General features: G+C 62.0%; 24 protein-coding genes. 16 read left to right on the top strand and 8 right to left on the bottom strand.

Annotation, left to right across the window (positions count from 1 at the left end):
• Position 1: 1 nt before the first annotated feature.
• From ugpC to ugpB, 4 genes are all read right to left on the bottom strand, one after another.
• Positions 2 to 1,030, bottom strand: coding sequence for a sn-glycerol-3-phosphate ABC transporter ATP-binding protein UgpC (gene ugpC, locus C5F53_RS09205; RefSeq protein WP_105261088.1), 1,029 nt, complete (start codon positions 1,028 to 1,030; stop codon positions 2 to 4).
• 274 nt (positions 1,031 to 1,304) lie between these two features.
• Positions 1,305 to 2,156 carry a sn-glycerol-3-phosphate ABC transporter permease UgpE gene (gene ugpE, locus C5F53_RS09200; RefSeq protein WP_105261087.1) on the bottom strand — a complete coding sequence of 284 codons (852 nt, stop codon included), beginning with the start codon at positions 2,154 to 2,156 and terminating at the stop codon, positions 1,305 to 1,307.
• A complete protein-coding gene (gene ugpA / locus C5F53_RS09195; protein ID WP_105261086.1) occupies positions 2,156 to 3,043 on the bottom strand; it encodes a sn-glycerol-3-phosphate ABC transporter permease UgpA in 888 nt (295 codons plus the stop codon). The genes ugpE and ugpA overlap by 1 nt, the downstream gene beginning before the upstream one ends.
• 62 nt (positions 3,044 to 3,105) lie before the next feature.
• Positions 3,106 to 4,434, bottom strand: coding sequence for a sn-glycerol-3-phosphate ABC transporter substrate-binding protein UgpB (gene ugpB, locus C5F53_RS09190; RefSeq protein ID WP_105261085.1), 1,329 nt, complete (start codon positions 4,432 to 4,434; stop codon positions 3,106 to 3,108).
• A gap of 201 nt (positions 4,435 to 4,635) precedes the next feature.
• Here ugpB and C5F53_RS09185 point away from each other — a divergent pair, with 201 nt between their 5' ends.
• The 16 genes from C5F53_RS09185 to C5F53_RS09110 all read left to right on the top strand — a co-directional run bounded on the left by C5F53_RS09185 (position 4,636) and on the right by C5F53_RS09110 (position 21,485).
• Positions 4,636 to 8,586 carry a DUF3683 domain-containing protein gene (locus C5F53_RS09185; RefSeq protein ID WP_105261084.1) on the top strand — a complete coding sequence of 1,317 codons (3,951 nt, stop codon included), beginning with the start codon at positions 4,636 to 4,638 and terminating at the stop codon, positions 8,584 to 8,586.
• A 9-nt stretch (positions 8,587 to 8,595) separates the two neighbouring features.
• Positions 8,596 to 9,009 carry a gamma-butyrobetaine hydroxylase-like domain-containing protein gene (locus C5F53_RS09180; protein ID WP_105261083.1) on the top strand — a complete coding sequence of 138 codons (414 nt, stop codon included), beginning with the start codon at positions 8,596 to 8,598 and terminating at the stop codon, positions 9,007 to 9,009.
• A gap of 69 nt (positions 9,010 to 9,078) precedes the next feature.
• Positions 9,079 to 9,810, top strand: a complete 732-nt coding sequence (ubiE, locus tag C5F53_RS09175) for a bifunctional demethylmenaquinone methyltransferase/2-methoxy-6-polyprenyl-1,4-benzoquinol methylase UbiE (protein ID WP_105261082.1) — start codon at positions 9,079 to 9,081, stop codon at positions 9,808 to 9,810.
• 21 nt (positions 9,811 to 9,831) lie between these two features.
• A complete protein-coding gene (locus C5F53_RS09170; protein WP_105261081.1) occupies positions 9,832 to 10,806 on the top strand; it encodes a Tim44 domain-containing protein in 975 nt (324 codons plus the stop codon).
• 230 nt (positions 10,807 to 11,036) lie between these two features.
• Positions 11,037 to 11,507 (top strand): hypothetical protein, encoded by a 471-nt coding sequence (locus C5F53_RS09165; RefSeq protein WP_236635321.1) that lies wholly within the window; start codon positions 11,037 to 11,039, stop codon positions 11,505 to 11,507.
• Positions 11,504 to 13,069, top strand: a complete 1,566-nt coding sequence (gene ubiB / locus C5F53_RS09160) for a ubiquinone biosynthesis regulatory protein kinase UbiB (protein ID WP_105261079.1) — start codon at positions 11,504 to 11,506, stop codon at positions 13,067 to 13,069. Before C5F53_RS09165 ends, ubiB begins: the two co-directional genes overlap by 4 nt.
• Before the next feature lie 51 nt (positions 13,070 to 13,120).
• Positions 13,121 to 13,456, top strand: a complete 336-nt coding sequence (locus C5F53_RS09155) for an FmdB family zinc ribbon protein (RefSeq protein WP_105261078.1) — start codon at positions 13,121 to 13,123, stop codon at positions 13,454 to 13,456.
• Positions 13,457 to 13,488: 32 nt separating this feature from the next.
• Positions 13,489 to 14,130 (top strand): DUF502 domain-containing protein, encoded by a 642-nt coding sequence (locus C5F53_RS09150; RefSeq protein ID WP_201740836.1) that lies wholly within the window; start codon positions 13,489 to 13,491, stop codon positions 14,128 to 14,130.
• A 47-nt stretch (positions 14,131 to 14,177) separates the two neighbouring features.
• Positions 14,178 to 15,992, top strand: coding sequence for an aspartate--tRNA ligase (gene aspS, locus C5F53_RS09145; RefSeq protein WP_105261077.1), 1,815 nt, complete (start codon positions 14,178 to 14,180; stop codon positions 15,990 to 15,992).
• Between the two features lie 76 nt (positions 15,993 to 16,068).
• Positions 16,069 to 16,563 carry a dihydroneopterin triphosphate diphosphatase gene (nudB, locus tag C5F53_RS09140; RefSeq protein WP_105261076.1) on the top strand — a complete coding sequence of 165 codons (495 nt, stop codon included), beginning with the start codon at positions 16,069 to 16,071 and terminating at the stop codon, positions 16,561 to 16,563.
• On the top strand, positions 16,560 to 17,306 hold the full coding sequence (locus C5F53_RS09135) for an endonuclease/exonuclease/phosphatase family protein (RefSeq protein ID WP_105261075.1): 747 nt from the start codon (positions 16,560 to 16,562) through the stop codon (positions 17,304 to 17,306). Before nudB ends, C5F53_RS09135 begins: the two co-directional genes overlap by 4 nt.
• Positions 17,303 to 18,502 carry a cardiolipin synthase ClsB gene (clsB, locus tag C5F53_RS09130; RefSeq protein ID WP_105261074.1) on the top strand — a complete coding sequence of 400 codons (1,200 nt, stop codon included), beginning with the start codon at positions 17,303 to 17,305 and terminating at the stop codon, positions 18,500 to 18,502. The genes C5F53_RS09135 and clsB overlap by 4 nt, the downstream gene beginning before the upstream one ends.
• Before the next feature lie 113 nt (positions 18,503 to 18,615).
• Positions 18,616 to 19,317 (top strand): GTP cyclohydrolase I, encoded by a 702-nt coding sequence (gene folE / locus C5F53_RS09125; RefSeq protein ID WP_105261073.1) that lies wholly within the window; start codon positions 18,616 to 18,618, stop codon positions 19,315 to 19,317.
• 4 nt (positions 19,318 to 19,321) lie between these two features.
• Complete coding sequence (locus C5F53_RS09120; RefSeq protein ID WP_105261072.1) at positions 19,322 to 19,744, top strand: BLUF domain-containing protein; 423 nt, start codon at positions 19,322 to 19,324, stop codon at positions 19,742 to 19,744.
• 18 nt (positions 19,745 to 19,762) lie between these two features.
• Complete coding sequence (locus C5F53_RS09115) at positions 19,763 to 20,644, top strand: EamA family transporter (protein WP_105261071.1); 882 nt, start codon at positions 19,763 to 19,765, stop codon at positions 20,642 to 20,644.
• A gap of 4 nt (positions 20,645 to 20,648) precedes the next feature.
• Positions 20,649 to 21,485, top strand: coding sequence for a DUF429 domain-containing protein (locus C5F53_RS09110; RefSeq protein WP_105261070.1), 837 nt, complete (start codon positions 20,649 to 20,651; stop codon positions 21,483 to 21,485).
• Positions 21,486 to 21,506: 21 nt separating this feature from the next.
• On the opposite strand, the gene C5F53_RS09105 is transcribed toward C5F53_RS09110, so the two are convergent.
• The 4 genes from C5F53_RS09105 to C5F53_RS09090 form a co-directional block, all read right to left on the bottom strand.
• Entirely contained in the window at positions 21,507 to 22,343 is an 837-nt protein-coding gene (locus C5F53_RS09105) for a MinD/ParA family protein (protein WP_105261069.1), read from the bottom strand.
• Complete coding sequence (locus C5F53_RS09100) at positions 22,343 to 23,137, bottom strand: GGDEF domain-containing protein (protein ID WP_315473630.1); 795 nt, start codon at positions 23,135 to 23,137, stop codon at positions 22,343 to 22,345. Before C5F53_RS09100 ends, C5F53_RS09105 begins: the two co-directional genes overlap by 1 nt.
• Positions 23,138 to 23,239: 102 nt before the next feature.
• A complete protein-coding gene (locus tag C5F53_RS09095; RefSeq protein ID WP_105261068.1) occupies positions 23,240 to 23,989 on the bottom strand; it encodes a molybdopterin-synthase adenylyltransferase MoeB in 750 nt (249 codons plus the stop codon).
• A gap of 6 nt (positions 23,990 to 23,995) precedes the next feature.
• Positions 23,996 to 25,432, bottom strand: coding sequence for a S41 family peptidase (locus C5F53_RS09090; RefSeq protein ID WP_105261067.1), 1,437 nt, complete (start codon positions 25,430 to 25,432; stop codon positions 23,996 to 23,998).
• Between the last annotated feature and the right edge of the window lie 68 nt (positions 25,433 to 25,500).

Genomic DNA, 25,500 nt, shown 5'->3' with positions numbered 1-25,500 from the left:
TTTAGATACGTTTGCCAGTGTTGGCGTCAAAGTGGTGAATGCGGTCCGGGCGCGGTGTCACATGCAGGGTGGTGCCCAGCGCAGGCACGGCGGCAGACTCTTCGGTGCGGATGATCAGCAGCTCGTCGGCATCGGTCGCATGCAATTTGTGCGCCCATTTGCCGTAGATCAGGCGTTCGGCACCCAGCATTTCCACGGCCTCGACCTGCAGTGCCCAACCCGTGGGCGTGATGTCCAGATGTTCGGGGCGGATGCCGGTGATGAGACCAGGTTTGGCGTCAGGCGCATTTTTGAGCAGGTTCATGGGCGGCGAGCCGATGAAGCTGGCGACAAAGGTGCTGGCCGGGCGGGTGTACACCTCTTCGGGGGTGCCGAACTGCTCCATCACGCCGCCATTCATGACGATCATGCGTTGGGCCAGCGTCATGGCCTCGACCTGGTCGTGCGTCACAAAGAGGCTGGTGATACCGAGTTCGCGGTGCAGTTTCTGGATTTCCAGCCGGGTCTGGGCGCGCAGTTTGGCGTCCAGGTTGGAGAGCGGTTCGTCAAACAAGAACACCTGGGGCTGGCGCACGATGGCACGACCCATAGCCACACGCTGGCGCTGGCCGCCCGACAGGGCTTTGGGCTTGCGGTCCAGGTAGGGCGCCAGTTCTAGAATCTTGGCCGCCTTGTCCACACGCGCCTTGATCTCGTCCAGTGGCACGTTGGCAATCTTCAGGCCATAAGCCATGTTCTCGAACACGCTCATGTGGGGGTAGAGCGCGTAGTTCTGGAACACCATGGCGATGTCGCGGTCCGACGGCTCCAGGTCGTTGACGACCTTGCCACCGATGCAGACCTCGCCATCGCTGACTTCTTCGAGCCCGGCCACCATGCGTAAGAGCGTGGACTTGCCACAACCGCTGGGCCCCACGATGACGATGAATTCACCATCGGCAATTTGGGCGTTCACACCGTGGATGACCTGGTTGGCCGTTTTGCCGCTGCCGTAGCGTTTGATGACGTTTTTGAGTTCGATGGAAGCCATAAAGCAGAGGGTAATTAGTTGTGAACGTGAGCCAGGGAGCGAGGTTGGAGCCGGGTGTGGGCGCCGATTTCTGCGCGTTTGGCAGTATGAGGCGCCCACACCCGGCTCCGGCCTCGCGGAGTCACTGCAAGCGCGTGTCTGCAGGCCTTGGGGTGGGTGGCAGCACAGGGTGTCAGGCCCAGGCCCTCATACTGCCAAACGCGCAGAAATCGGGCCTGGACCTGACACCCTGCGCTGCTGCGTGGCGTGTGGGGTGGCGACGAGCTTGTCGGGCTCATTTTTCGGTGTCCACCAGGCCTTTGACAAACCACTTTTGCATCAACATGACCACCAGCGCGGGTGGCAGCATGGCCAGCATGGCGGTGGCCATCACGATGTTCCATTCGGTTTGTGCATCACCGCCCGAAATCATCTGTTTGATCCCCACCACCACGGGGTACATGTTCTCCTCAGTGGTCACCAGCAGGGGCCAGAGGTACTGGTTCCAACCGTAAATGAACTGGATCACAAACAGCGCCGCAATGCTGGTGCGCGACAGGGGCACCAGAATGTCTTTGAAGAAACGCAGCGGCCCGGCACCGTCTACGCGCGCCGCCTCCACCAGCTCATCGGGCACGGTCAGAAAAAACTGGCGGAACAAAAAGGTGGCCGTGGCCGAGGCGATCAGCGGGATGGTCAGGCCCGCGTAGCTGTTGAGCATGCCCAGGTCTGCCACCACCTGGTAGGTGGGGCCAATGCGCACCTCCACGGGGAGCATCAGCGTGACGAAGATGGCCCAGAAGAAGAACATGCGTGCCGGAAAGCGGAAGTAGACGATGGCAAAGGCCGACAGCAACGAAATGGTGATCTTGCCGAGCGAGATGACCAGGGCAGTGACCAGGCTCACCATCATCATGCCGCCAACGGCGGCCTTGGAGCCCGTGCCCTCGCGCCCACCCAGCAGGGCGGTGCGGTAGTTGTCCCACAGGTGGGCGCCGGGCAGCAGTGGCATGGGCGACTGCACGACCTCTTGCGTGGTGTGGGTGGAGGCGACGAAGGTGATGTAGACCGGGAAGGCAATCACCAGCACACCAATGATCAGGATGGCATGCGACACAAAGTCCAGCCAGGGGCGACGTTCGACCATCAGTAGTTCACTTTCTTTTCAACAAACCGGAACTGCACGACGGTCAGTGCCACGACGATGAACATAAGCACCACACTCTGCGCGGCCGAGCCGCCCAGGTCCATGGCCTTGAAGCCATCGAAATACACCTTGTAGACCAGGATGGCCGTGTCCTTGCCGGGGCCGCCTTTGGTGGCTGCATCCACGATGGCGAAGGTGTCAAAAAACGCGTAGACGATGTTGATGACCAGCAGGAAGAAGGTGGTGGGCGAGAGCAGCGGGAACTGGATGGTCCAGAACCGACGCCAGGGACGTGCACCATCCATGGCGGCCGCTTCAATCAGCGATTTGGGGATGCTTTGCAGGCCCGCCAGGAAGAACAGGAAGTTGTAGGAAATTTGCTTCCACACCGCGGCCATGACGATCAGCGCCATGGCGTGGTTGCTGTTGAGCAGCGGGTCCCAACCCATGCCGAGCTGGCGGATGCCATACGACACGATGCCAATGCTGGGCGCAAACATGAACAGCCACAACACGCCGGCCACCGCAGGCGCTACCGCGTAGGGCCAGATCAGGAAGGTGCGGTAAATGCCGGAGCCGCGCACCACACGGTCGGCAAAAATGGCCAGCGTGAGCGAGAGGGACAGGCCCAGCACCGCCACCAACGCCGAGAACACGGCGGTGGTTTTGAAGGACTCCAGGTAGGAGGCGTCGTTCCACAGATTGCGGAAGTTTTCCAAGCCCACAAATTCGACCGAGGTGCCAAACGCATCACTTTGCTGCACCGACTGCAGCAAAGCCTGCGCGGCCGGCCAGAAAAAGAAAATGGCGATGACCGCCACCTGCGGTGCAATCAGCACCCAGGGCAGCCACGCCGACTTGAAAACGACTCTTTTTTCAACCGCCATATCAACCGATCAGAAATGCAAAGTGGCGGCACAAGCCGCCACTTCTTGGAAGGAGCCGAAGTTTACTTGTTGGCCTTTTCGAAACGCGCCAACAGTTCATCACCCCGTGTCACAACGGAGTCAAGCGCTTCCTTGGCCGATTTTTTGCCAGCCCACACCTGTTCGAGTTCTTCGTCCTCGATGGCGCGGATCTGCACATAGTTGCCCAAGCGGATGCCGCGGGACTTGTCGGTCACCTTGCGCACCATCTGGGTCACTGCCACATCGGTGCCTGGGTTTTCCTTGTAGAAACCGGATTTTTCGGTCAACTGGAAGGCGGCCGTGGTGATGGGCAGGTAACCGGTGCGCTTGTGGCTGGCAGATTGCACTTCGGGCTTGGACAGGAAGTCGAAGAACTTGGCGATGCCCTTGTACTCTTCGGCCTTTTTGCCAGACATGACCCACAGGCTGGCACCGCCAATGACGGTGTTTTGTGGCGCGCCGGGCACGTCCTGGTAGTGGGGCAGGGGGGCCAGGCCAAAGGCGAACTTGGCGTTTTTCTTCACGTTGCCATAGAAGCCGCTGGAGGTGGTCATCATGGCGCACTCGCCCGACACAAAGCTGGCTTCCGGCACGTTGCCGCGGCCCTTGTAGACAAACAGACCCTGCTTGGCCATGTTGGCCAGGTTCTCGATGTGGCGCACATGCAGGGGGGAGTTGATCTTCAGGCGGGCATCCATGCCGGCCAGGCCGTTTTGTTTGGTGGCAAATTCCACGTTGTGCCAGGCGGAGAAGCTCTCCAGCTGGGTCCAGCCCTGCCAAGCGATGGAAATGGGGCACTTGTGGCCGCTGGCCTTGAGCTTGGCGGCAGCCAGGGCGACTTCTGCCCAGGTGGCGGGGGCTTTTTCAGCGTCCAACCCGGCGGCCTTGAAGGCGTCTTTGTTGTAATAGAACACCGTGGTGGAGCTGTTGAACGGGAAGCTCAACATCTGGCCGTTGGGTGCAGTGTAGTAACCGGCCACGGCAGGAATGTAGACCTTGGGGTCGAACTTGTAACCCGCGTCCGTCATGACCTTGCCGACGGGCACTACGGCGCCCTTGCTGGCCATCATGGTGGCGGTGCCCACTTCAAACACCTGCAGGATGTGCGGCGCATTGCCAGCGCGGAACGCGGCCACGGCGGCCGTCATGGACTCGTCGTAGGTGCCCTTGAAGGTGGGCAGGATGCGGTATTCCTTCTGGCTGGCGTTGAATTCCTTGGCCAGGTCGTTGACCCATTCGCCGTTCACGGCGGTCATGGAGTGCCACCATTGGATGTCGGTTTGCGCTTGGGCCGGGGCTGCAATGGAGAAGGCGGCGGCGGTGACGGCGGCAATCGCCAGTGCGCGGCGGGTGAGGGTGCTGTGGGTCATGGTCGAGGTTCCTGAAAAAGAATGGCGCGATGCTAGGGCGGCAGCGTGTCAAATTTGTGTCAATTCGATTAAACGCCAGCTCTTCTGACCATTTGGTCAGGGGTTTCCACTAGAAAAGCCCGTGAATAGTGGGTGCGTTACCATCTAAGGCCTACCAAAAAGTGGCCTGTCTGGCCCCCTTGGCAGCTACTACTGACCCTGATGAACGCCCCCACCTCGCTCAATCACCTCCTCAGCGCCGCCAACCCCGGCGCGCACGTGCAAGAACGCATCCGCGAAATCCCGTACAACTACACGTCGTTTTCTGACCGCGAGATCGTCATCCGCCTGCTCGGGTCCCACAGCTGGGAGTTGTTGAACCAGTTGCGCGGCGAGCGCCAGACCGGCCGTTCGGCCCGCATGTTGTACGAAGTGCTTGGTGATGTCTGGGTGGTGCAGCGCAACCCCTATTTGCAGGACGACCTGCTGGACAACCCCAAGCGCCGCGGCCAACTGGTCGATGCCCTCAACCACCGCCTGGGTGAGGTGGAAAAACGCCGCACCCCGCAGACCGATCCCGAACGCGACGCCATGGTCGGCCAACTGCTGGTGGCCGCCCGTGCCGCGGTCAAAACGTTTGATGCGGCCTTTGTGGAAGTGGGCGCTCTGCGCAAAAAAACGCAAAAGCTGCTGTACAAACTCACCGCCAAGGACAACGTCAAGTTCGACGGCCTGAGCCGTGTGAGCCATGTGACCGACGCGACCGACTGGCGCGTGGAATACCCCTTTGTGGTGCTGTGCCCTGATTCGGAAGAAGAAATGGCCGGCCTGGTGAAGGGCTGTATCGACCTGGGGCTGACCATCATCCCGCGCGGTGGCGGCACCGGCTACACGGGCGGCGCCATTCCGCTGACCTGGAAGAGCGCGGTCATCAACACCGAAAAGCTGGAAGCGATGACCGAGGTGGAGATGAAAGTCCTGCCCGGTCTGGACTATGCGGTTGGCACCGTGTGGTCCGAGGCCGGTGTGGTGACCCAGCGCGTGGCCGATGCGGCCGAGCGCGCTGGTTATGTGTTTGCCGTGGACCCGACGTCGGCCGAGGCCTCGTGTATTGGCGGCAACATCGCCATGAATGCTGGCGGCAAGAAGGCCGTGCTGTGGGGCACGGCGCTGGACAACCTGGCCAGCTGGCGCATGGTGACACCCCAGGCCGAGTGGCTGGAAGTCACCCGCATCAACCACAACATGGGCAAGATCCATGATGCGGAGGTGGCCAGCTTCGAGCTGCAGTATTACAAGGCCGACGGCAAAACGCCGATCCGCAAGGAACGGCTGGACATCCCCGGCGCCACCTTCCGCAAGGAAGGCTTGGGCAAGGACGTGACCGACAAGTTCTTGAGTGGCCTGCCCGGCATCCAGAAAGAGGGCACCGACGGCCTGATCACCAGCGGGCGCTGGGTGGTGCACAAGATGCCGGCCCACACACGCACCGTGTGTCTGGAGTTTTTTGGCAATGCCAAAGACGCGGTGCCCAGCATCGTGGACATCAAGGACTTCATGTTTGCCGAGCAAAAGCGCAGTGGCGTCTTGCTGGCGGGCCTGGAGCACCTGGACGACCGCTACCTGAAAGCCGTGGGTTACGCGACCAAGAGCAAACGTGGCGGTCTGCCCAAGATGGTGTTGGTGGGTGACATTGCCGGTGACGATGCCGACGACGTGGCGCGCGTGACCAGCGAAGTGGTGCGCCTGGCCAACAGCCGCAGCGGCGAAGGTTTTGTGGCCGTGAGCGCCGAGGCGCGCAAGAAATTCTGGCTGGACCGCAAGCGTACTGCCGCCATCAGCAAACACACCAACGCCTTCAAGATCAACGAAGACGTGGTAATCCCGCTGCCGCGCATGGCCGAGTACACCGATGGCATCGAGCGCATCAACATCGAGCTGAGCCTGCAGAACAAGCTGGCGCTGTGCGATGCCTTGACCGAGTTCTTTGAGCGCAGCGACTTGCCCCTGGGCAAGACCGACGACGCCAACGACATTCCCAGCGCGGAGCTGCTGGAAGACCGCGTGGCCCAGGCGCTGGACCTGGTAGCGCAGGTGCGCGGCCAATGGCAGGGCTGGCTGAACGATGTGGAGCCGCTGTTTGCGCAACTGCAAGACCACACGCTGCGTGCCAGTTGGAAGACCCAGCTGCGTGCGCCGCTGCAGGCCATCTTCACGGGTGCCGCGTTTGACGCCATCCTGGCCGAGTGCACGGCCATCCACAAACGCGTGCTCAAGGGCCGCGTCTGGGTGGCGCTGCACATGCACGCCGGTGACGGCAATGTGCACACCAACATCCCCGTCAACAGCGACGACTACGACATGCTGCAGTCGGCCCACGGCGCGGTCAAACGCATCATGGCGTTGGCGCGCAGCCTGGACGGCGTGATCTCGGGTGAACACGGCATTGGCATCACCAAGCTGGAGTTTTTGAGCGAGGCCGAGCTGGCCCCCTTCATCGCCTACAAGGCCAAGGTCGACCCCGAAGGGCGCTTCAACAAGGGCAAGCTGCTACGCAATCAGGAGCTGCCTGCGCAGCCTGGAAGCGGGTTTGCGCCGCATTTGACGGCAGATGGTTCGACCATCTACGCCGACCTGACCAACGCCTACACGCCCTCGTTCGGCCTCATGGGCCACGAGTCGCTGATCATGCAGCAGAGCGACATTGGCGCCATTGCCGATAGCGTGAAGGACTGCCTGCGCTGCGGCAAATGCAAGCCGGTGTGCGCCACCCACGTGCCGCGCGCCAACCTGCTGTACAGCCCGCGCAACAAAATTTTGGCCACGTCTTTGCTGGTTGAGGCTTTCCTCTACGAAGAGCAGACGCGCCGCGGCATCAGCGTCAAACACTGGGAAGAGTTCGAGGACGTGGCCGACCACTGCACGGTCTGCCACAAGTGTGAGTCGCCCTGTCCGGTGAAGATCGACTTTGGCGACGTGACCATGAACATGCGCAACCTGTTGCGCAAAATGGGCCAGAAGTCCTTCCGCCCCGGCAACGCCGCGGCCATGTTCTTCCTCAACGCCACCAACCCCGAGACCATCAAGCTCATGCGTTCGGCCATGGTGGGCGTGGGCTTCAAGGCCCAGCGCCTGGCGAATCAGGTGCTGCGCTTGGCCGCCAAGAAACAAACCGCCAAACCGCCGGCCACGGTGGGCACCGCGCCTATCAAGGAGCAGGTGATCCACTTCATCAACAAGAAGATGCCGGGTGGCTTGCCCAAGAAGACGGCCCGCGCGCTCTTGGACATTGAAGATGCGGACTACGTGCCCATCATCCGCAACCCGCAGACGACGACGGCTGAGACCGAGGCGGTGTTCTACTTCCCCGGCTGCGGCTCGGAGCGCCTGTTCAGCCAGGTGGGCCTGGCCACGCAGGCCATGCTGTGGCATGCCGGCGTACAGACCGTGTTGCCGCCCGGCTACCTGTGCTGTGGCTACCCGCAGCGCGGCAGCGGTCAGGCCGACAAGGCCGAGAAGATGATCACCGACAACCGCGTGCTGTTCCACCGCGTGGCCAACACGCTGAACTACCTGGACATCAAGACCGTGGTGGTGAGCTGCGGCACCTGCTACGACCAGCTGCAGGGTTACGAGTTCGACAAGATATTCCCGGGCTGCCGCATCATCGACATCCACGAGTACCTGCTGGAGAAGGGCATCACGCTGGTGCCCGAGGGGGGCGCGGGTGCCGGTTACCTGTACCACGACCCCTGCCATAGCCCCATGAAGCTGCAGGACCCGATGAAAACCGTGAAGGCCTTGGTGGGCGATGCGGTGCTCAAGAATGACCGCTGCTGCGGCGAGTCCGGCACGCTGGGCGTGACCCGGCCCGACATCTCCACCCAGATCCGCTTCCGCAAGGAAGAAGAACTGCGCAAGGGCGAAACCGCCTTGCGCGCGCTGACCGCGCCCGAAGGGCAGGCCCCCGCCACGCAGGGCAATGTGAAGATCCTGACCAGCTGCCCCAGCTGCCTGCAAGGCCTGAGCCGCTATGGCAACGACCTGAACAACGGACTGCTGGAAGCCGACTACATCGTGGTCGAAATGGCCAACCAGATTCTGGGCAAGGAATGGCTGCCCGAGTACGTGCAGATCGCCAATGCCGGCGGCATTGAGCGCGTGCTGGTGTAAGGGGCTCCCATGGCAGGACTGACCGCAGGCGCGCCCACCCCGACCGACATCACGGTGCACGGCCAGAGCCGGGTGCTGGAGGTTGGCTTCTCGGACGGCGCGCGTTTTCGCATTCCGTTTGAGCTGATGCGCGTGTACTCGCCCTCGGCCGAGGTGCAAGGCCATGGCCCAGGACAGGAAACGCTGCAGACCGGTAAGCGGGATGTCGAGCTGGAAGCGCTGGACCCGGTAGGCAACTACGCGGTGCAGCCGCGCTTCTCCGACGGGCACGACACCGGCATTTATTCCTGGGACTACCTGTACTTTCTGGGCTCGCAGGAAACGCGCCTGTGGCAGGATTACCAGGATCGCCTGACCGCGGCCGGGGTGGAGCGTGATGCACCCATGGCGGGCAAGGCGGGGCACAGCTGCGCCAGCCATTGAGATTGCTATTAATTTAGGAGCCGTTCGCGCACTATCCGCGAGGGCTAGAGTCACTTTTCATTAAAAATTATGAGCACCACCCACTTTGGTTTCACCTCGGTCGACGAGTCAGAAAAAGCCCGCCATGTGCGCGGCGTGTTTGATTCGGTGGCGCCCAAGTACGACCTGATGAACGACCTGATGTCGGCCGGCTTGCACCGCGCCTGGAAGGCCTATACCGCGCTGGTGGCCAACCTCAAAGAGGGCGACAAGGCGCTGGACATTGCCGGCGGCACCGGTGACCTGGCGCTGGCCTTCTCCAAAAAGGTGGGCAAGAGTGGTCAGGTGGTGCACACCGACATCAACGAGGCCATGCTCTCGACCGGCCGCAACCGGCTGCTGGACGCCGGCGTCATCCTGCCCACCATGGTGTGTGATGCGGAGAAGCTGCCGTTTCCCGATAACCATTTCAACGTGGTGAGCGTGGCCTTTGGTCTGCGCAATATGACGCACAAGGACGTGGCGTTGGCAGAAATGCAACGCGTGCTGAAACCCGGCGGCAAGCTGTTGGTGCTGGAGTTCTCCAAGGTGGCGCCACCGCTGGAGAAGGTGTACGACTGGTACTCTTTCAAGGTGTTGCCACGTTTGGGCAAGCTGATCGCGGGAGATGACGCAAGTTACCGGTATCTGGCCGAGTCGATTCGCATGCATCCCAGCCAACAGGAGCTAAAGACCATGATGCACAAAGTGGGCTTTGGCCATGTGGACTATCACAACCTGACTGGCGGCATTGCTGCTTTACATGTTGGAATCAAGTGCTGAGATAACTATTTTGGAGCAATCATGAAACTGTGGGCTTTGGGTTTGGCGTTGGTTTTGTCCCTGTCGGGCATCAATGCAGAAGCTGCCAAGCGTTTGGGTGGTGGCAAGTCGTTTGGCAAACAGTCCAGCAATGTGACGCAGCGCGACGCCACGCCAGCGGCCCCTGCTGCTCCGGCCCAAAACATGAACAACACCGCGGCCAAGCCCGCACCGGGCGCTGCGGCAGCTGCAGCCCCCAAGCGTCCTTGGGGCGCCATGTTGGGCGGTTTGGCCGCCGGTTTGGGTTTGGCTTGGTTGGCCAACTCGCTGGGCATGGGTGAGGCCTTTGGCAACATCCTGATGTTTGCGCTTTTGGCCATGGTGGTTGTGGGCGTGGTTGGCTGGTTCCTGCGCAGCCGCAAGCCCGCAGCGGCGCAGTCATCGCCGTTTGCCTTCCAGGGCGCCGGCAATACCCCCGCCACGGTGGCCAAGCCCTACCGCGCCGAAAACGTCGGCAACGACGCCTCGGCCCGCCCGTGGGAACGCAACAGCATGGCGTTTGAAGCACCGCAGCAGCCCCAAGGCGGCTCGATGATTGGTTCCGCACTGATGGGTTCACAGACCTGGGGTGTGCCCGCTGGTTTTGACAGCGAAGGTTTCCTCAAGGCCGCCAAAACCAACTTCGTGACCTTGCAAGCCGCATGGGACCGCTCCGACATCCCGGCCCTGCGCGCCATGATGACCGACAGCATGCTCAAGGAAATCCAGGCCCAACTGGCCGAGCGCGAAACCCACACCGGCAGCGGCCCGAATCACACCGATGTGGTGATGATCGAAGCCCGCCTGCTGGGCATCGAAGAGCTGCCTGACGAGTACATGGCCAGCGTGGAGTTCTCCGGCATGATCCGCGAAGAAGCATCGGCCGGCCCCAGCCCCTTCCGCGAAGTCTGGAACATGACCAAAGCCAAGGCCGGCGCCAGCGGCTGGCTGGTCGCAGGCGTGCAGGCACTGCAGTAAACCCCCACTCAACTAGCGCGTCTCCGGCGCGCTTGTCCCGTTCAGAAACACCGCAGAACCGGCTCCGCCGGGCTGCTGGTGTTGCCCCCAGCAAGGGGGAGGGCGAAGCGACACGCAGTGCGCGCCGCCACGGGGGTGAGCCATAATCCCTTATGGCAACACAGTCCCCTTTTTCTATGTTCGAGGGCCTCTTGAAGGCGCTCCCCACTCCTCCCGCTCCCCCTGCCTGGATGGTTGAAGAAAGCCACCGCCGCGTGGTGCTCTTGCTCAACCATGTGCTGCAGCAGGAACCCCAGGCCACGGAGCGCCTGGCGCGCCAAAAGGGCCGGGTGATCCTGAGCCAATGGCAGCAATTCACCTTCAAGGTGCAGGCCACGCCCGCCGGGCTTCTGGACCTGGCCCAGGCTGATGCGTCCGCCGATCTCACGCTGGTCATCCTGGACGACTCTCCGCTGGCCATCGCACAGGCGCTGATGCAGGGTGGCAAGCCCAAGGTGCGCATCGAAGGTGATGTGCAACTGGCCGCCGAAATCAACTGGCTGGCGGATCACGTGCGCTGGGATGTGGAAGAGGACCTGTCGCGCATCCTGGGTGACGCCCCGGCCCACCTGCTGATGCAGACTGGCCGCACCTTCGCCCAAGCCCTGCAGCAGTTTGTGGGGCAGCGTGCGGCACCCAAGGCTTCTGGCGCTGCCGCATGACACGGCTGGGCCGTGGGGTCTTTATCGTTTGGGTGGCCCTGCGTTATGGGCTGGACGAGCTGGTGCTGACCAGTTTTCAGAAGCCCTGGCTGCGCCTGCTGGCGCGCATCGTCTCGGTAGGTCGCAGGCTGGACGCACCCCGTGGCCAACGCCTGCGTGAGGCGCTGGAGCGCCTGGGTCCCATCTTCGTGAAATTTGGCCAAGTGTTGTCCACCCGGCGCGACCTGCTGCCATTGGACATTGCCAATGAGCTGGCCAAGTTGCAAGACCGCGTACCGCCATTTCCTTCCGAGGTAGCCGTCGCCACCATCGAACGCGCCCTGGGCAAACCCCTGGCCGAGCTGTTTGATTCGTTTGAACACACCCCAGTGGCCAGTGCGTCCATCGCCCAGGTGCACTTTGCCGTGCTGCGCGACCGGCAGGGCAAGCCACGTGAGGTGGCGGTGAAAGTGCTGCGCCCCGGCATGCTCAATGTCATCGACAAGGACCTGAGCCTGATGCGCATGATGGCCGGCTGGTTGGAAGGTTTGTCGGCCGATGGCAAGCGCCTGAAACCCCGTGAAGTGGTGGCCGAGTTCGACAAATACCTGCACGACGAGCTGGACTTGGTGCGCGAAGCCGCCAGTGCAGCCCAGCTACGCCGCAATATGGAGGGGCTGAACCTGGTGCTCATCCCCGAGATGTGGTGGGACTTGTGCACCACCGAAGTCTTGGTCATGGAACGGATGCACGGTGTGCCCATTAGCCAGGTGGATCGCTTGCGCGAAGCGGGTGTGGATATCCCCAAGCTGGCGCGCGACGGCGTGACGCTGTTTTTTACCCAGGTGTTCCGCGATGGCTTTTTCCATGCGGACATGCACCCGGGCAACATCCAGGTCAGCCTGGCGCCGGAGACCTTTGGCCGTTACATCTCATTGGACTTTGGCATCGTCGGCACGCTGACTGAGGTGGACAAGGAATACCTGGCGCAGAACTTTGTGGCCTTCTTCCGGCGCGACTACAAACGGGTGGCCGAGCTGCACATCGAATCCGGCTGGGTACCTGCCAGCACGCGGGTGGATGAGCTGGAGGCCGCTGTGCGTGCCGTGTGTGAACCCTACTTCGACCGGCCGCTCAAGGAAATTTCGCTGGGCATGGTGCTGATGCGCCTGTTTCAGACCTCGCGCCGCTTCCAGGTGGAAATCCAGCCGCAGCTGGTGCTGCTGCAAAAAACCCTGCTCAATATCGAGGGCCTGGGCCGCGACCTGGATCCCGATCTGGACCTCTGGGCCACCGCCAAGCCGTTTCTGGAGCAGTGGATGCTGGAGCAGGTCGGTCCGCAAAAGCTTATCCGTGAGCTTAAGGCCCAGGCGCCGCGTTACGCCAAACTGCTGCCTGAACTGCCCGGTTTGTTGCACCAGTTTTTGCAGCAGCGTGGTACCGACAACAGCCAACTGGTGCAGGAGCTGCTGCTGGAGCAAAAACGCACCAACCGCCTGCTGCAGACCCTGGTGGCCGCGGTGATTGGATTCGCGTTGGGCATGGTGGTGATGCAGATTGTGGTGCGGGTTGGGGTTTTCTGACCGCCACCTATAATTGAAGGCTTTGCAACCTGATGTCAGAGCCTTATTTCCATGCCCATCTACGCCTATAAATGCGAGTCCTGCGGGTTTGCCAAGGACGTATTGCAGAAAATCTCCGATGCCCCGCTGCAAGACTGCCCCACCTGCGCCCAGCCCACGTTCAAAAAACAGCTGACCGCTGCGGGCTTCCAGCTCAAGGGTTCAGGCTGGTACGTGACCGATTTCAAGGGCGGCAACGCCCCGGCCACCGCCGTGGCCCCTGCGACGGGTGACAGTGCGGCAGCCCCTGCGGCCAAGACCGATGCTGCGCCCGCAGCTGCAGCCCCTGCCGCGGCGAGCTCCAGCAGCACACCCGCTGCCACCACCACACCCAAATCCACAACCTGATCTCCGTCCCTAGAACTGGAAACACTGTGCCCATAAAAAAATACCTGCTCACCGGCCTGATGGTGTGGCTACCCCTGGCCATCACCATCTGGGTGTTGCTGTGGCTGGTGGGTTTGCTGGATGCGGTGTTTGGCGGTTTCCTGTCCGGTGTGGCGGCGGTCACGCCCGAAAGCATGGGCCCTTTGCTGGAGCGCCTGCACAACATTCCTGGCCTGGGCGTGTTGTTGGTGTTTGCCGCCATGTTGTTCACCGGTGCACTGGTGTCCAACGTCGCCGGTCGCTGGTGGGTCAAGCAGTGGGACCGACTGTTCACCAACATCCCCATCGTCAAATCCATCTACAACAGCGTCAAAAAGGTGTCGGACACGCTGTTCTCCAGCAACGGCAATGCGTTTCGCACCGCCTTGCTGATCCAGTACCCGCGCGCGGGCAGCTGGACGATTGCATTCCAGACGGGCACACCCAGTGGCGAGGTGCAAAGCCATTTGAACGGTGACTTTGTCAGCGTTTACGTGCCCACCACCCCCAACCCCACCAGCGGTTTTTTCTTGATGCTGCCCAAGGCAGATGTGATCGAGCTGGACATGAGTGTGGACGAGGCATTGACCTATGTGATTTCCATGGGATCGGTGGCACCCGCCGCGTCCGCGTCTCCTGCCCCCGCACCCCAATAACCTATTACCAACCCGCCGCCTTAGTCGCGGCGAACTGAAAGCAAGCTATGGCCATGCGCTCCCACTATTGCGGTCTTGTGACCGAAGCCCTGCTGGGCGAAACCGTAACCCTGTGTGGTTGGGTGAACCGTCGCCGTGACCACGGTGGTGTGATTTTTGTCGATGTGCGTGACCGCGAAGGTTATGTGCAGGTGGTCTGCGATCCCGACCGCGCCGACATGTTCAAGGTGGCCGAAGACATCCGCAACGAATACTGCGTGCAGATCAAGGGCCTGGTGCGCGCGCGCCCTGAGGGCACGACCAATGACAACCTCAAGAGCGGCAAGATTGAAGTGCTATGCCATGAGCTGATCGTGCTCAACGCGTCGGTTACGCCTCCGTTCCAGATCGACGACGAAAACCTGTCCGAGACGACGCGTCTCACGCACCGCGTGCTGGACCTGCGCCGCCCTTACATGCAAAACAACCTGATGCTGCGCTACCGCGTGTCGATGGAAGTGCGCAAGTTCCTCGACGCGAATGGTTTTGTCGACATCGAAACCCCCATGCTCACCAAGAGCACGCCCGAAGGCGCACGCGATTACCTGGTGCCCAGTCGTGTGCACGATGGCATGTTCTTCGCGCTGCCCCAAAGCCCTCAGCTCTTCAAGCAGCTGCTGATGGTGGCCGGCTTTGATCGCTACTACCAGATCACCAAGTGTTTCCGTGACGAAGACCTGCGCGCCGACCGCCAGCCCGAGTTCACCCAGATCGATATCGAAACCTCCTTCCTGACCGAAGAAGATATTCGTGACATGTTCCAGGGCATGATCACCACGGTGTTTAAGAACACCATCGGTGTGGACCTGGGCGAGTTCCCGGTCATGACCTACCAGGACGCTGCGCGCCTGTATGGCTCCGACAAACCTGACTTGCGCGTGAACCTGCAGTTTGCCGAACTGACCGACGTGATGAAGGATGTGGATTTCAAGGTCTTCTCCGGCGCTGCCACCATGAAGGGTGGCCGTGTGGTGGCCTTGCGTATCCCCGGTGGCTCGGTCGAAGGTGGCGGCATCAGCCGCGGCGAAATCGACGCGTACACCGAGTTTGTCAAGATCTATGGTGCCAAGGGCCTGGCCTACATCCGCGTCAACGAGCTGGCCAAGGGCCGTGACGGCTTGCAATCGCCTATCGTCAAGAACATCCACGACGCAGCCTTGGCTGCGGTGCTGGAGCGTACCGGCGCGCAAGACGGTGACCTGATCTTCTTCGGTGCCGACAAGGAAAAGATCGTCAACGACGCGATTGGTGCCCTGCGCATCAAGATCGGCCACAGCGAATTTGGTAAGAAGAACGGCCTGTTCACTGCAGGCTGGAAGCCGATGTGGGTGGTGGACTTCCCGATGTTCGAGTTCGACGAGGAAAACCAGCGCTACACCGCCGTGCACCACCCCTTCACCGCGCCCAAGGCCGGCCACGAAGACTGGATGGTCACAGCGCCTGAGAAGTGCATCTCGCAGGGCTACGACATGGTCTTGAACGGCTGGGAAATGGGCGGCGGTTCCGTTCGTATCCACCGCGCCGATGTGCAGCAAAAGGTGTTCGACGCGCTGAAGATCTCGCCCGAAGAAGCCCAACTCAAGTTTGGCTTTCTGCTGGACGCGCTGCAATACGGCGCGCCTCCGCACGGTGGCCTGGCTTTCGGCCTGGACCGCATCGTCACGATGATGACCGGCGCTGAGTCCATCCGCGATGTGATTGCATTCCCCAAGACGCAACGTGCGCAGTGTTTGCTGACGCAAGCGCCCAGCCCGGTGGACGAAAAGCAATTGCGCGAGCTGCACATCCGCCTGCGCAACCTGGACGCCGTCAAGGCAGCCTGACCGCACAGTTCCAGCCGGCAGGGCTGGTGCACAATGAAAGGGCGCTCACAGAGCGCCCTTTTTTCTTGCGCAGACCATGCCCCTTCCTTTCAAAATCCCGCAGTCCGTGTTGGTGGTGATTTACACCACGGCTTGGGACGTGCTGCTGATCCGCCGCACCGAGGTGGACCCGGAGGCCCCGGCGTTCTGGCAATCGGTTACCGGCAGTAAGGACACGCTGGAGGAACCCTGGGCGCAGACCGCCGCACGTGAGGTGCTGGAAGAAACGGGTCTGGACTGCACGCCGGGCAGTGCGCTGGCGCCGCACTTGCACGACTGGGGGCTGGAGAATGTGTACACCATCTACCCGCGCTGGTTGCACCGCTACCCGCCAGGCGTGACGCACAACACCGAGCGCGTGTTTGGCCTAGAGGTGCCCGCTGGCGTGGCGGTGACGTTGAACCCCCGTGAGCACACCCACTACCAGTGGTTGCCGTATGACGCTGCCGCGGATGCCTGTTTCTCCCCCTCGAATGCCGAGGCGATTTTGCAACTGCCCTTGCTGGCACCTCGCCAGACCCGCTGCCAATGACCCCGAATACCCTGCGTATTGCCACCTACAACATCCACAAGGGCGTACAGGGTGTGGGCCCGGCGCGCCGGCTGGAGATCCACAACCTGGGCCACGCGGTGGAGCAGCTCGATGCCGATGTGGTGTGCCTGCAAGAGGTGCGCAAGCTGCACCGCCGGGAGGCGCAGTACTTTGCCCACTGGCCCGAGCTGCCGCAGGCCGAGTTTCTGGCACCGGAAGGTTACGAGGCGGTGTACCGAACGAATGCCGTAACGCGCCATGGCGAACACGGCAACGCGTTGCTCTCGCGCTGGCCAGTGCTCACGCACCAGCACGAAGACATGTCGGACCATCGCTTTGAGCAACGCGGCCTGTTGCATGTGGAGTTGTTGCTGGAAGAACGTCCCGTGCACGTGTTGGTGGTGCACCTGGGCCTGATCCGGGCCAGCCGCTTGCGCCAGCTGCAGCAGCTGGTGCGGTTTGTGGCGCGCGAGATCCCTGCGAGCGCCCCGCTGGTGGTGGCGGGCGACTTTAATGAGTGGGGCCCCTCCATCGCCCGCATCCTGGGGCCAGCGGGGCTGGTGGCCCACACGCAGGGGCGGCATCCCACCTTTCCATCCCGCATGCCGCTGCTGCAGCTGGACCACGTGTATGCGCGGGGCCTGCAGCCGGTGGGCCTGACCGTGCCCCACGGCCGCAACTGGTGGCGCATGTCCGACCACCTGCCCTTGATCGCCGAGTTCGCCTGGACCGACGCACCATGACCGACGCCCCCTACTTGCCCGGCCACCAGCTGCAACTGCTGCAGGGCGGGCAAGATTACTTCAGCGCGCTGGTGGCCGCCGTGGATGCCAGCCAGACCGAGGTGCGGCTGGAGACCTATATCTACGCCTTCGATACCGAGGGGGAGCGTGTGGCCCAGGCGCTGGAGCGCGCGGCCCTGCGTGGTGTGCGCGTGGCACTGCTGATGGACGGCATTGGCACGCCGGAGGTGCCAACGCAGTGGCAGCAGCGCTGGAATGCGGTCGGGGTGCACTGGCTGCGTTTCGCCCCGCTGGGCCGGCTGGGCTTGCTGGTGCCCAGCCACTGGCGCCGCCTGCACCGCAAGCTGGCGGTGGTGGATGGCACGGTGGCGTTTTGTGGCGGCATCAACATCCTGGACGACTACAACGACCCCCAGCATGGGCCACAGCAGGTGGCGCGGTTTGACTTTGCCGTACAGGCGCAGGGCCCGCTGGTGGCCCAGGTGCACAGCGCCATGGCCCAGCTGTGGGAGCGCCTGCTGGTCACCCGTCAACTGGAGCAGGGGCAGTGGTCAGCGGCCCGTGCCATGTGGCAAACCATGGCGCGCCCGCAGACGCTGGACGCGGGGTCTGCACAGGGCGGTGCGTTGGCGGCACTGGTGCTGCGTGACAACGTGCGCAACCGCAAGCGCATCGAACGTGCCTACCGCAAGGCGCTGGGAACCGCGCAGCGGGAGGTGCTGATTGCCAACGCCTATTTTTTGCCGGGCGGCAAGCTGCTGCGTGCACTGGTGCATGCGGCACAGCGCGGTGTGCGTGTGCGCCTGCTGCTGCAGGGGCGTTACGAATATTTCATGCAGTACCACGCGGCGCGCCCGGTATTTGGGCTGCTGCTGGCCGCGGGGGTCGAGATCCACGAATACACCAGCGGTTTTCTGCACGCCAAGGTGGCTGTGGTGGACCAACAGTGGGCCACGGTGGGCTCGTCCAACCTGGACCCGCTGAGCCTGCTGCTGGCGCGCGAGGCCAACGTGGTGGTGCAAGACACCGGCTTTGCCACCGCGCTGCAGCAGCGCCTGGAGACGGCGATGGCCCAACACGGCCGCGCGCTGGATGCGCAGGATTTTGGACAGCGGCCCTGGGGGCAGCAGGCGCTGGACTGGTTGGCCTATGGGCTGATGCGCCTGACTTTGTTGCTGGCAGGGCGCCGATATTGATATTTGCTATGAATATAGGAGCTATTGGCGCAGTATCCATAAGGGTTAATGGCTAAAAACCTTAAAATCCAAAGACTGGTAACATGCTTGCATTCTTGATACCTTAGAGCGCCATGAAACCCACCGATGCCGACGAAGGAACTCCGGTTTCCGTCAAAATTCGCGAACGCCTGCAAGCCTCCCGCAAGCGCTTCCATGCCAACGACAACATTGCCCCCTTCATCGAACCCGGCGAGCTGGAACTGCTGCTGGACGAGGTAGAGGAGAAGATGAAGGGTGTGCTCAACAGCCTGGTGATCGACACCGAGCATGACCACAACACCGACAACACTGCGCGCCGTGTGGCCAAGATGTATGTCAACGAGGTGTTCCGTGGCCGTTATGTGCCCGCACCCAGCATCACCGAATTTCCCAATGTGGGCCACCTGAATGAGTTGATGATCGTCGGGCCCATTACCGTGCGCAGCGCCTGTAGCCACCACTTTTGCCCGGTGATTGGCAAGATCTGGATTGGTGTGATGCCTAACGAACACACCAATGTGATTGGGCTGTCCAAGTACGCGCGCCTGGCCGAATGGATTATGGGTCGCCCGCAGATCCAGGAAGAGGCCGTAGTGCAACTGGCCGACCTGATCCAGGAAAAAACCCAGCCCGATGGCTTGGCCATCGTGATGGAGGCCAGCCACTACTGTATGGCCTGGCGCGGTGTGAAGGACATGGACAGCAAAATGATCAACTCGGTCATGCGCGGCGTGTTCCTCAAAGACCCCACCCTGCGTCGCGAATTTCTTTCACTGATTCCTCGGAAAGGCTAATGCCATGTTGGTCCGTTTGCTCTACGCCAGCCGTGCGATTGATTCGAATCCGGACGCCATCGAGGCCATCCTGACCCAGTCGCGCCACTACAACCCCACCTGTGGCATTACTGGCATTCTTTGTTACGGTGGCGGCATTTTCCTGCAGGCCATCGAAGGCGGGCGCATGGCCGTGAGCGAGCTGTATGGCCACATCCAGAAGGATATTCGCCACAAGGATGTGGTGCTGTTGCACTACGAAGAAATCACCGAACGCCGCTTTGGCGGCTGGACCATGGGCCAGGTGAACATGTCCAAGATCAACACCAACATCCTGCTCAAGTACGCCGAGAAACCCGAGCTGGATCCGTATTCGGTGTCTGGCAAAGTTTCTTTGGCCTTGCTCGAAGAACTGATGGCCACCGCGTCCATCATCGGTCGCGCGTGACATCGGTCGATTCCCAGGATGCCGGCTAGTGCTCTTGCCCTGGTCATTTTTGCCGGCCTGATTCACGCAAGCTGGAACATCGCGGCCAAGAAGGCGGGTGGCGACGCACGGTTTGCCTGCTTCACCGCATTGGTGATGATGGTGTTTTGGGCGCCGTTGGGGTTGTGGTTGGGCTGGCAGCAGGTCCCCTCCTGGGGCCTGACGGAATGGGGCTTCATCACGGTCAGTGGAATTTTGCACGTGCTCTATTACGTGGTGCTGCTGCGCGGCTACCGCAAGGCCGACCTCACGGTGGTCTACCCCCTGGCCCGCGGCTCGGGACCTTTGCTGTCCTCGCTGGTCGCCATTCTCTTTCTGGGTGAGCAGATTTCGGCCCTGGGAGGGCTGGGCATTGTGGCCGTGGTAGGGGGCGTATTTCTGGTGGCCGGTGGCCCCGGGCTGTTCCGCCAGGCGCAGGACCCGCACAAGCGCGCACGCATCCGCAAGGGCATGGTCTACGGCCTGCTCACCGGCGTCTTTATTGCCAGCTACACCGTGGTCGACGGCTACTCCGTGAAGGTGCTGCTGCTGTCCCCCATCCTGGTGGACTACATCGCTAATTTTGTGCGCGTGGCTTTTCTGCTGCCCTCGGTGGTGCGCGACCTTCCAGCCGCGCGCCTGCTGTGGGTGAGCCAATGGAAGTACGCCGCCATTGTGGGCCTCATCAGCCCGATCTCTTACGTGCTGGTGCTCTACGCCATGCAGGTCGCGCCCATGAGCCATGTGGCACCTGCGCGCGAAGTCTCCATGTTGTTTGCCGCGCTGCTGGGCGGGCATTTGTTGGGCGAGGGTGACCGCGTGGCGCGCCTGCTGGGCGCTGCGTGTATTGCCATCGGCGTGATGGCACTGGCCTTGGGCTGAGCACATGGGCTTGCTCGTAGGCTGTGATTTTTCCAGCAGTCCATCGCGGCGCAAGCAGATTGTGCTGGCGACGGGGCGCATGGACCGGGGCCGCTTGTTGTTGCAAGGGCTGGAGCGCCTGGACTCGTTGGATGCCTTCAGTGCCTGGTTGTTGCAACATCCCGTATGGACCGGTGGCTTTGACCTGCCGTTTGGCTTGCCACGCGAGCTGGTGCAGGCCTTGGGCTGGCCACTGGAGTGGGAGCCTTGCATTCGTCACTATGCCAGCCTGTCGCGGGCAGAGATCCGTGCGCAGTTTGCTGCCTTTTGCGATGCGCGGCCCGTGGGCGGCAAGTTTGCGCACCGGGCCACCGATGGCCCAGCGGCTTCCAGCCCATCCATGAAGTGGGTGAATCCGCCCGTGGCCTACATGCTGCATGCCGGGGTGCCCCGGCTGCTGGATGCCGGAGTGTATTTGGTCGGTGTGCAGCCTGCGCCGCCAGCCGGTACGCCGGCTGCCCGGGTGGCCTTGGAGGCCTACCCCGCCTTGCTGGCGCGTGAGATGGTGGGCGCCCGCAGTTACAAGAGTGACGATGCGGCCAAGCAGACGCCAGAACGTCTGATCGCCCGCAAGGATGTCATTCATGGGCTGGAAATGGGCAATACCCGGCTGAGGCTGCGCCTCAAGCTGAGCCACGCCCAGCGGGACGCGCTGGTGCAAGATGCCTCAGGCGACGCGCTGGATGCGGTGCTGTGCCTGGTGCAGGCAGCCTGGGCGCAAGCCCAATGCGATGCGGGACACCCCTGTTATGGCTTGCCAGACACTCTGGATCCGCTGGAGGGCTGGATTCTGACTGCCTGAGTGGCCATGGGACGGCAGCGCTCAGGCCGCGCGCGGCGCGACGGTCTCTTCGATTTTGATGGCCAGTTGGGCAATGGCCAGCGCAGCAGGGCAACCTGGCATGGTTTGCATCAACAGCTGCCGGCGCATGATGGCCTGGCGTACCGACGGATCAACCGGAATGTCACCCATGTGCAGCAACTTCAGCGGCTTGCCGCTCTCGGTGGTGACAAAGCGGTCCAGCACCTGCTGTAGCTGGGTGGTGATGGCGCGGCCGTCACCCAGTCGGGCGGTCTGGTTGATCACCACGCGAATGCTGCTGCGTTTTTGCTGGCTGGCCAGCACCTTGATGGTGGCGTAGGCGTCGGTCAGCGATGTCGGCTCCGGCGTTGCGACCACCAGCACCTCGGAGGCCAGGGATACCGCAAATAGCACTACGTCAGAAATACCGGCGCCAGTGTCCAGCAGCACCACGTCGTAATGCGGCACCAGGCCGGACATGATGCGCAAGAAGTCGTCGCGCACCTCGGGTGTCAGGCGCGAGTATTCGACCATGCCCGAACCCGCCAACAGTACCGAAAAACCACCGGGTGCGCGGATGATTGCTTCTTCGAGTTTGGCCTTGCCGGTAAACACATCGTGCAAGGTGATCTTGGGGTACAGGTTCAGTACCACGTCCAGGTTGGCCAGGCCCAGGTCGGCGTCGAGCACCAGCACGCGGTGGCCGCGTTTGGCCAGTGCTGCTGCCAGGTTGGCCGAAACAAAGGTCTTGCCCACGCCGCCTTTGCCACTGGTAACGGCCACCACTTTGCCCAAAGGCTTGAGCGGCACACCGGTGCTGCCTTCAGCGGTTTCGGGAGGATTTAGCACGTCAGACATCAAAACACCCTCTGCATGGCGCCATTGCTATTCCCGCCCGACAGATCGGTGGGGGCGCTTTCGATCCAGGCGGGGTCGCCCAGCGACAAGTGACCGAACAAAAGGTTCTTTTCTTCGGCACTGACAAATACTTCTTGCTGCTGGTCCAGCAGCACGCGGTTGCGGCCTTCGGCCTTGGCGCGGTAGAGCTGCTGGTCAGCACGCTCGCTCCACAGGGCGGCTGTGGAGCGCACCCATTCGGGCGCAAATGCGCCACCGATGCTGATCGTGACCTGGATGGTCTGGCCCGGCGCAATTTGGATCGGCATGGTCTCAATGGCCTTGCGGATGCGCTCAGCCACGATGGAGCCATACGCCGTATGGCAGCTGGGCAGCATGACGGCGAATTCCTCACCACCCAGGCGCGCCACGGTGTCCATAGGCCGCACGCAGCCTTGCAGGGTTTTGGCAATGGCCTGCAGCACTTGGTCGCCGGCCTGATGGCCGTGCGTGTCATTCACACTCTTGAAGTGGTCAATGTCCAGCATCAGCATCAGCGCAGGTTCACCGGAGCGCGCAACCACATCAATCGCACGGTCTACCACCTGGCGGAAGTGGCGGCGGTTGGCCAAGCCGGTTAAGGGGTCTTTGAGGGAGAGCTCGCACAAGCCGTCGATGATGGCTTGTAAGTGGGCGGTGGCCGAGGCGTCTGCGGGTGGCAAACTGAGGTTCAGGCCATGGTCGAGCAAGGCACGCGCATCGTCCAGCTGCAAATGCTGCAGATTGACCGATGAGGAAGGTGCGTGGATGGCCACAGGGTGCGTCAATGGGTTCGCAAAAGTGTATTCAAAGTCTAACAGGAAGCTTTGGGCTTGAAGGCAGAATTTGCCCGGTCTTGGCGCCCGATCTATGCGGCTTCAACGCTCTGTGCACACCGCGCAATGGGCGTGCCGGGGCAGGCGTACTTCAGTCCATTCCATCGCCCGGCCATCCAGCATCAGCAAGCGCCCCGCCAGACTGGGGGCCAGGCCCAGCAACAGCTTGAGCGCTTCTGCGGCTTGCATGGCGCCAACAATGCCGACCAGAGGCGCAAACACCCCCATGGTGGCGCACTGTGTTTCTGGTGGTGCATCGCCCGGCGGGAAAGCGCAGGCGTAACACGGTGAGTCATGCGCGCGCGGGTCAAAGACACTGATCTGGCCATCGAAGCGAATGGCGGCGCCGGACACCAGGGGTTTGCGGTGTGCCACACAGGCGGCGTTGACCGCCTGGCGCGTGCTGAAGTTGTCACAGCAGTCCAACACCACGTCGGCTTGCTGCACCCAGGCGGGCAAGGTGTCTGTGTTGGCTTCGCCCTGGATGGGAGTGACCCGTACCAAGGGATTGAGCCCCTGCAAGGTGATGGCCAGGGAATCCACTTTGGGCTGGCCCACACGCGTTGTGGTGTGGGCGATTTGCCGTTGCAGGTTGGTCAGGTCCACCGTGTCGGGGTCGACCACGGTGATGTGGCCTACACCGGCACAGGCCAGGTACATGGCAGCGGGAGAACCCAAGCCACCGGCCCCAATGACCAAGGCATGGGCAGCGTTGAGCCGCTCCTGCCCTTCAATCCCAATCTCATCCAGAAGAATGTGCCGCGAGTAACGCAGCAGCGCGTCATCCTGCATGGCAGATCAGTTGTCCTTGCTTTCTTCCTGGCGCTCGGTCAGGGTCTTGCTCACCAGCACGGGTTTGCCTTTGAGCTGGTTCAGGGCCTGTTGCAACTGGAAGTCCTTGTCCGATCCAAACTCCGGTGCGCGGCGTTCCGACGCCGGTTTGCGCGACTCTTCTTCGAGGCGCTTCATGGCTTCTTCACGTGCCTTCTCGCGCGCCGGGTCTTTTTTCTCTTCGCCCTGGCCGCTGGTCAGGTGTTTTTCCAGATCGGCTTCGCGCATACGCAAGGCAGCGTAGGGGCTGCCTTCTTCGGTGTCGTCCAGCATCACGTCGGGCACGATGCCTTTGGCCTGGATGGAGCGGCCACTGGGCGTGTAGTAACGCGACGTAGTGATCTTGAGGCCGGTGTCCGGGCCCAGGGGGCGGAAGGTTTGCACCGAGCCTTTGCCAAAGGTTTGACTGCCCATGATGGTGGCGCGTTTGTGGTCCTGCAGGGCACCCGCCACGATTTCGCTGGCAGATGCCGATCCTTCGTTGACCAGCACAATCAGCGGGATTTTCTTGAGGCTGGCGGGCAGGGACTTGATGGCGTCTGAGCCATCGCGGCCCATGTAGTCGCGCACCGTGGCTTTGAGGATCTGTTTGCTTTCCGCCGTTTGCCCGTTGGTGGACACCACGGTCACGTTCTCGGGCAGAAAGGCGGCAGAAATAGCCACTGCGGCATTGAGCAGGCCACCGGGATCGTTGCGCAGGTCCAGCACCAGGCCCTTGAGCTTGGGCTCCTGTTTGTAGACTTCGTCGAGCTTCCTGGCGAAGTCATCGACGGTGCGTTCTTGGAACTGGCTAATACGGATCCAAGCGTAGCCCGGTTCAATCACCTTGCCGCGCACCGACTGTTGCTTGATTTCTTCGCGTGTGATGGTCACCGGGAAGGTGCGGTTCTCGTCCTTGCGGTAGATGGTGAGCAGCACCTTGGTGTTGGGCTCGCCGCGCATGCGTTTGACGGCGTCGTTGAGCGACAGGCCTTTGACGGCGGTGTCGTCAATCTTGGTGATCAGGTCATTGGTCTTGAGGCCGGCGCGGAAGGCTGGTGAGCCTTCGATAGGCGACACAACCTTGACCAGACCGTCTTCCTGTGTGATCTCGATACCCACACCAACAAACTTGCCGGAGGTGCCTTCGCGGAATTCCTTGAAGGACTTCTTGTCAAAGTACTGGGAATGGGGGTCCAGGCTGGCCACCATGCCGGCGATGGCATCGGTGATGAGTTTTTTCTCGTCCACCGGCTCGACATAGTCGCTCTTGACCATGCCAAACACTGCCGCCAATTGCTGCAACTCTTCGAGAGGCAGGGGGGTCAGGGTGTTGCGTGCCACGGTCTGCAGTGAGACCGTGGTCAGTGCTCCGGCCAAAGCGCCCAAGGCGATCCAGCCCGTAATTTTCAGTTTGTGACCCATATGTATTCCTGTGCCGCACCAATATACACCTTGGAGGTCACTCTTTCGCCCCGGTTCCCCAGCAGCCC

This window comes from Rhodoferax sp. TS-BS-61-7 (assembly GCF_002943465.1).
Classification (GTDB): domain Bacteria; phylum Pseudomonadota; class Gammaproteobacteria; order Burkholderiales; family Burkholderiaceae_C; genus Allorhodoferax.
This window is presented reverse-complemented; position numbering and strand designations above follow the sequence as displayed.

Excerpts from the sequence above, each read along its gene's own strand:
- ugpC (WP_105261088.1), bottom strand. The coding sequence starts at position 1,030 with ATGGCTTCCATCGAACTCAAAAACGTCATCAAACGCTACGGCAGCGGC.
- ugpE (WP_105261087.1), bottom strand. The coding sequence starts at position 2,156 with ATGGTCGAACGTCGCCCCTGGCTGGACTTTGTGTCGCATGCCATCCTG.
- ugpA (WP_105261086.1), bottom strand. The coding sequence starts at position 3,043 with ATGGCGGTTGAAAAAAGAGTCGTTTTCAAGTCGGCGTGGCTGCCCTGG.
- ugpB (WP_105261085.1), bottom strand. The coding sequence starts at position 4,434 with ATGACCCACAGCACCCTCACCCGCCGCGCACTGGCGATTGCCGCCGTC.
- C5F53_RS09185 (WP_105261084.1), top strand. The coding sequence starts at position 4,636 with ATGAACGCCCCCACCTCGCTCAATCACCTCCTCAGCGCCGCCAACCCC.
- C5F53_RS09180 (WP_105261083.1), top strand. The coding sequence starts at position 8,596 with ATGGCAGGACTGACCGCAGGCGCGCCCACCCCGACCGACATCACGGTG.
- ubiE (WP_105261082.1), top strand. The coding sequence starts at position 9,079 with ATGAGCACCACCCACTTTGGTTTCACCTCGGTCGACGAGTCAGAAAAA.
- C5F53_RS09170 (WP_105261081.1), top strand. The coding sequence starts at position 9,832 with ATGAAACTGTGGGCTTTGGGTTTGGCGTTGGTTTTGTCCCTGTCGGGC.
- C5F53_RS09165 (WP_236635321.1), top strand. The coding sequence starts at position 11,037 with ATGGTTGAAGAAAGCCACCGCCGCGTGGTGCTCTTGCTCAACCATGTG.
- ubiB (WP_105261079.1), top strand. The coding sequence starts at position 11,504 with ATGACACGGCTGGGCCGTGGGGTCTTTATCGTTTGGGTGGCCCTGCGT.
- C5F53_RS09155 (WP_105261078.1), top strand. The coding sequence starts at position 13,121 with ATGCCCATCTACGCCTATAAATGCGAGTCCTGCGGGTTTGCCAAGGAC.
- aspS (WP_105261077.1), top strand. The coding sequence starts at position 14,178 with ATGGCCATGCGCTCCCACTATTGCGGTCTTGTGACCGAAGCCCTGCTG.
- nudB (WP_105261076.1), top strand. The coding sequence starts at position 16,069 with ATGCCCCTTCCTTTCAAAATCCCGCAGTCCGTGTTGGTGGTGATTTAC.
- C5F53_RS09135 (WP_105261075.1), top strand. The coding sequence starts at position 16,560 with ATGACCCCGAATACCCTGCGTATTGCCACCTACAACATCCACAAGGGC.
- clsB (WP_105261074.1), top strand. The coding sequence starts at position 17,303 with ATGACCGACGCCCCCTACTTGCCCGGCCACCAGCTGCAACTGCTGCAG.
- folE (WP_105261073.1), top strand. The coding sequence starts at position 18,616 with ATGAAACCCACCGATGCCGACGAAGGAACTCCGGTTTCCGTCAAAATT.
- C5F53_RS09120 (WP_105261072.1), top strand. The coding sequence starts at position 19,322 with ATGTTGGTCCGTTTGCTCTACGCCAGCCGTGCGATTGATTCGAATCCG.
- C5F53_RS09115 (WP_105261071.1), top strand. The coding sequence starts at position 19,763 with ATGCCGGCTAGTGCTCTTGCCCTGGTCATTTTTGCCGGCCTGATTCAC.
- C5F53_RS09110 (WP_105261070.1), top strand. The coding sequence starts at position 20,649 with ATGGGCTTGCTCGTAGGCTGTGATTTTTCCAGCAGTCCATCGCGGCGC.
- C5F53_RS09105 (WP_105261069.1), bottom strand. The coding sequence starts at position 22,343 with ATGTCTGACGTGCTAAATCCTCCCGAAACCGCTGAAGGCAGCACCGGT.
- C5F53_RS09095 (WP_105261068.1), bottom strand. The coding sequence starts at position 23,989 with ATGCAGGATGACGCGCTGCTGCGTTACTCGCGGCACATTCTTCTGGAT.
- C5F53_RS09090 (WP_105261067.1), bottom strand. The coding sequence starts at position 25,432 with ATGGGTCACAAACTGAAAATTACGGGCTGGATCGCCTTGGGCGCTTTG.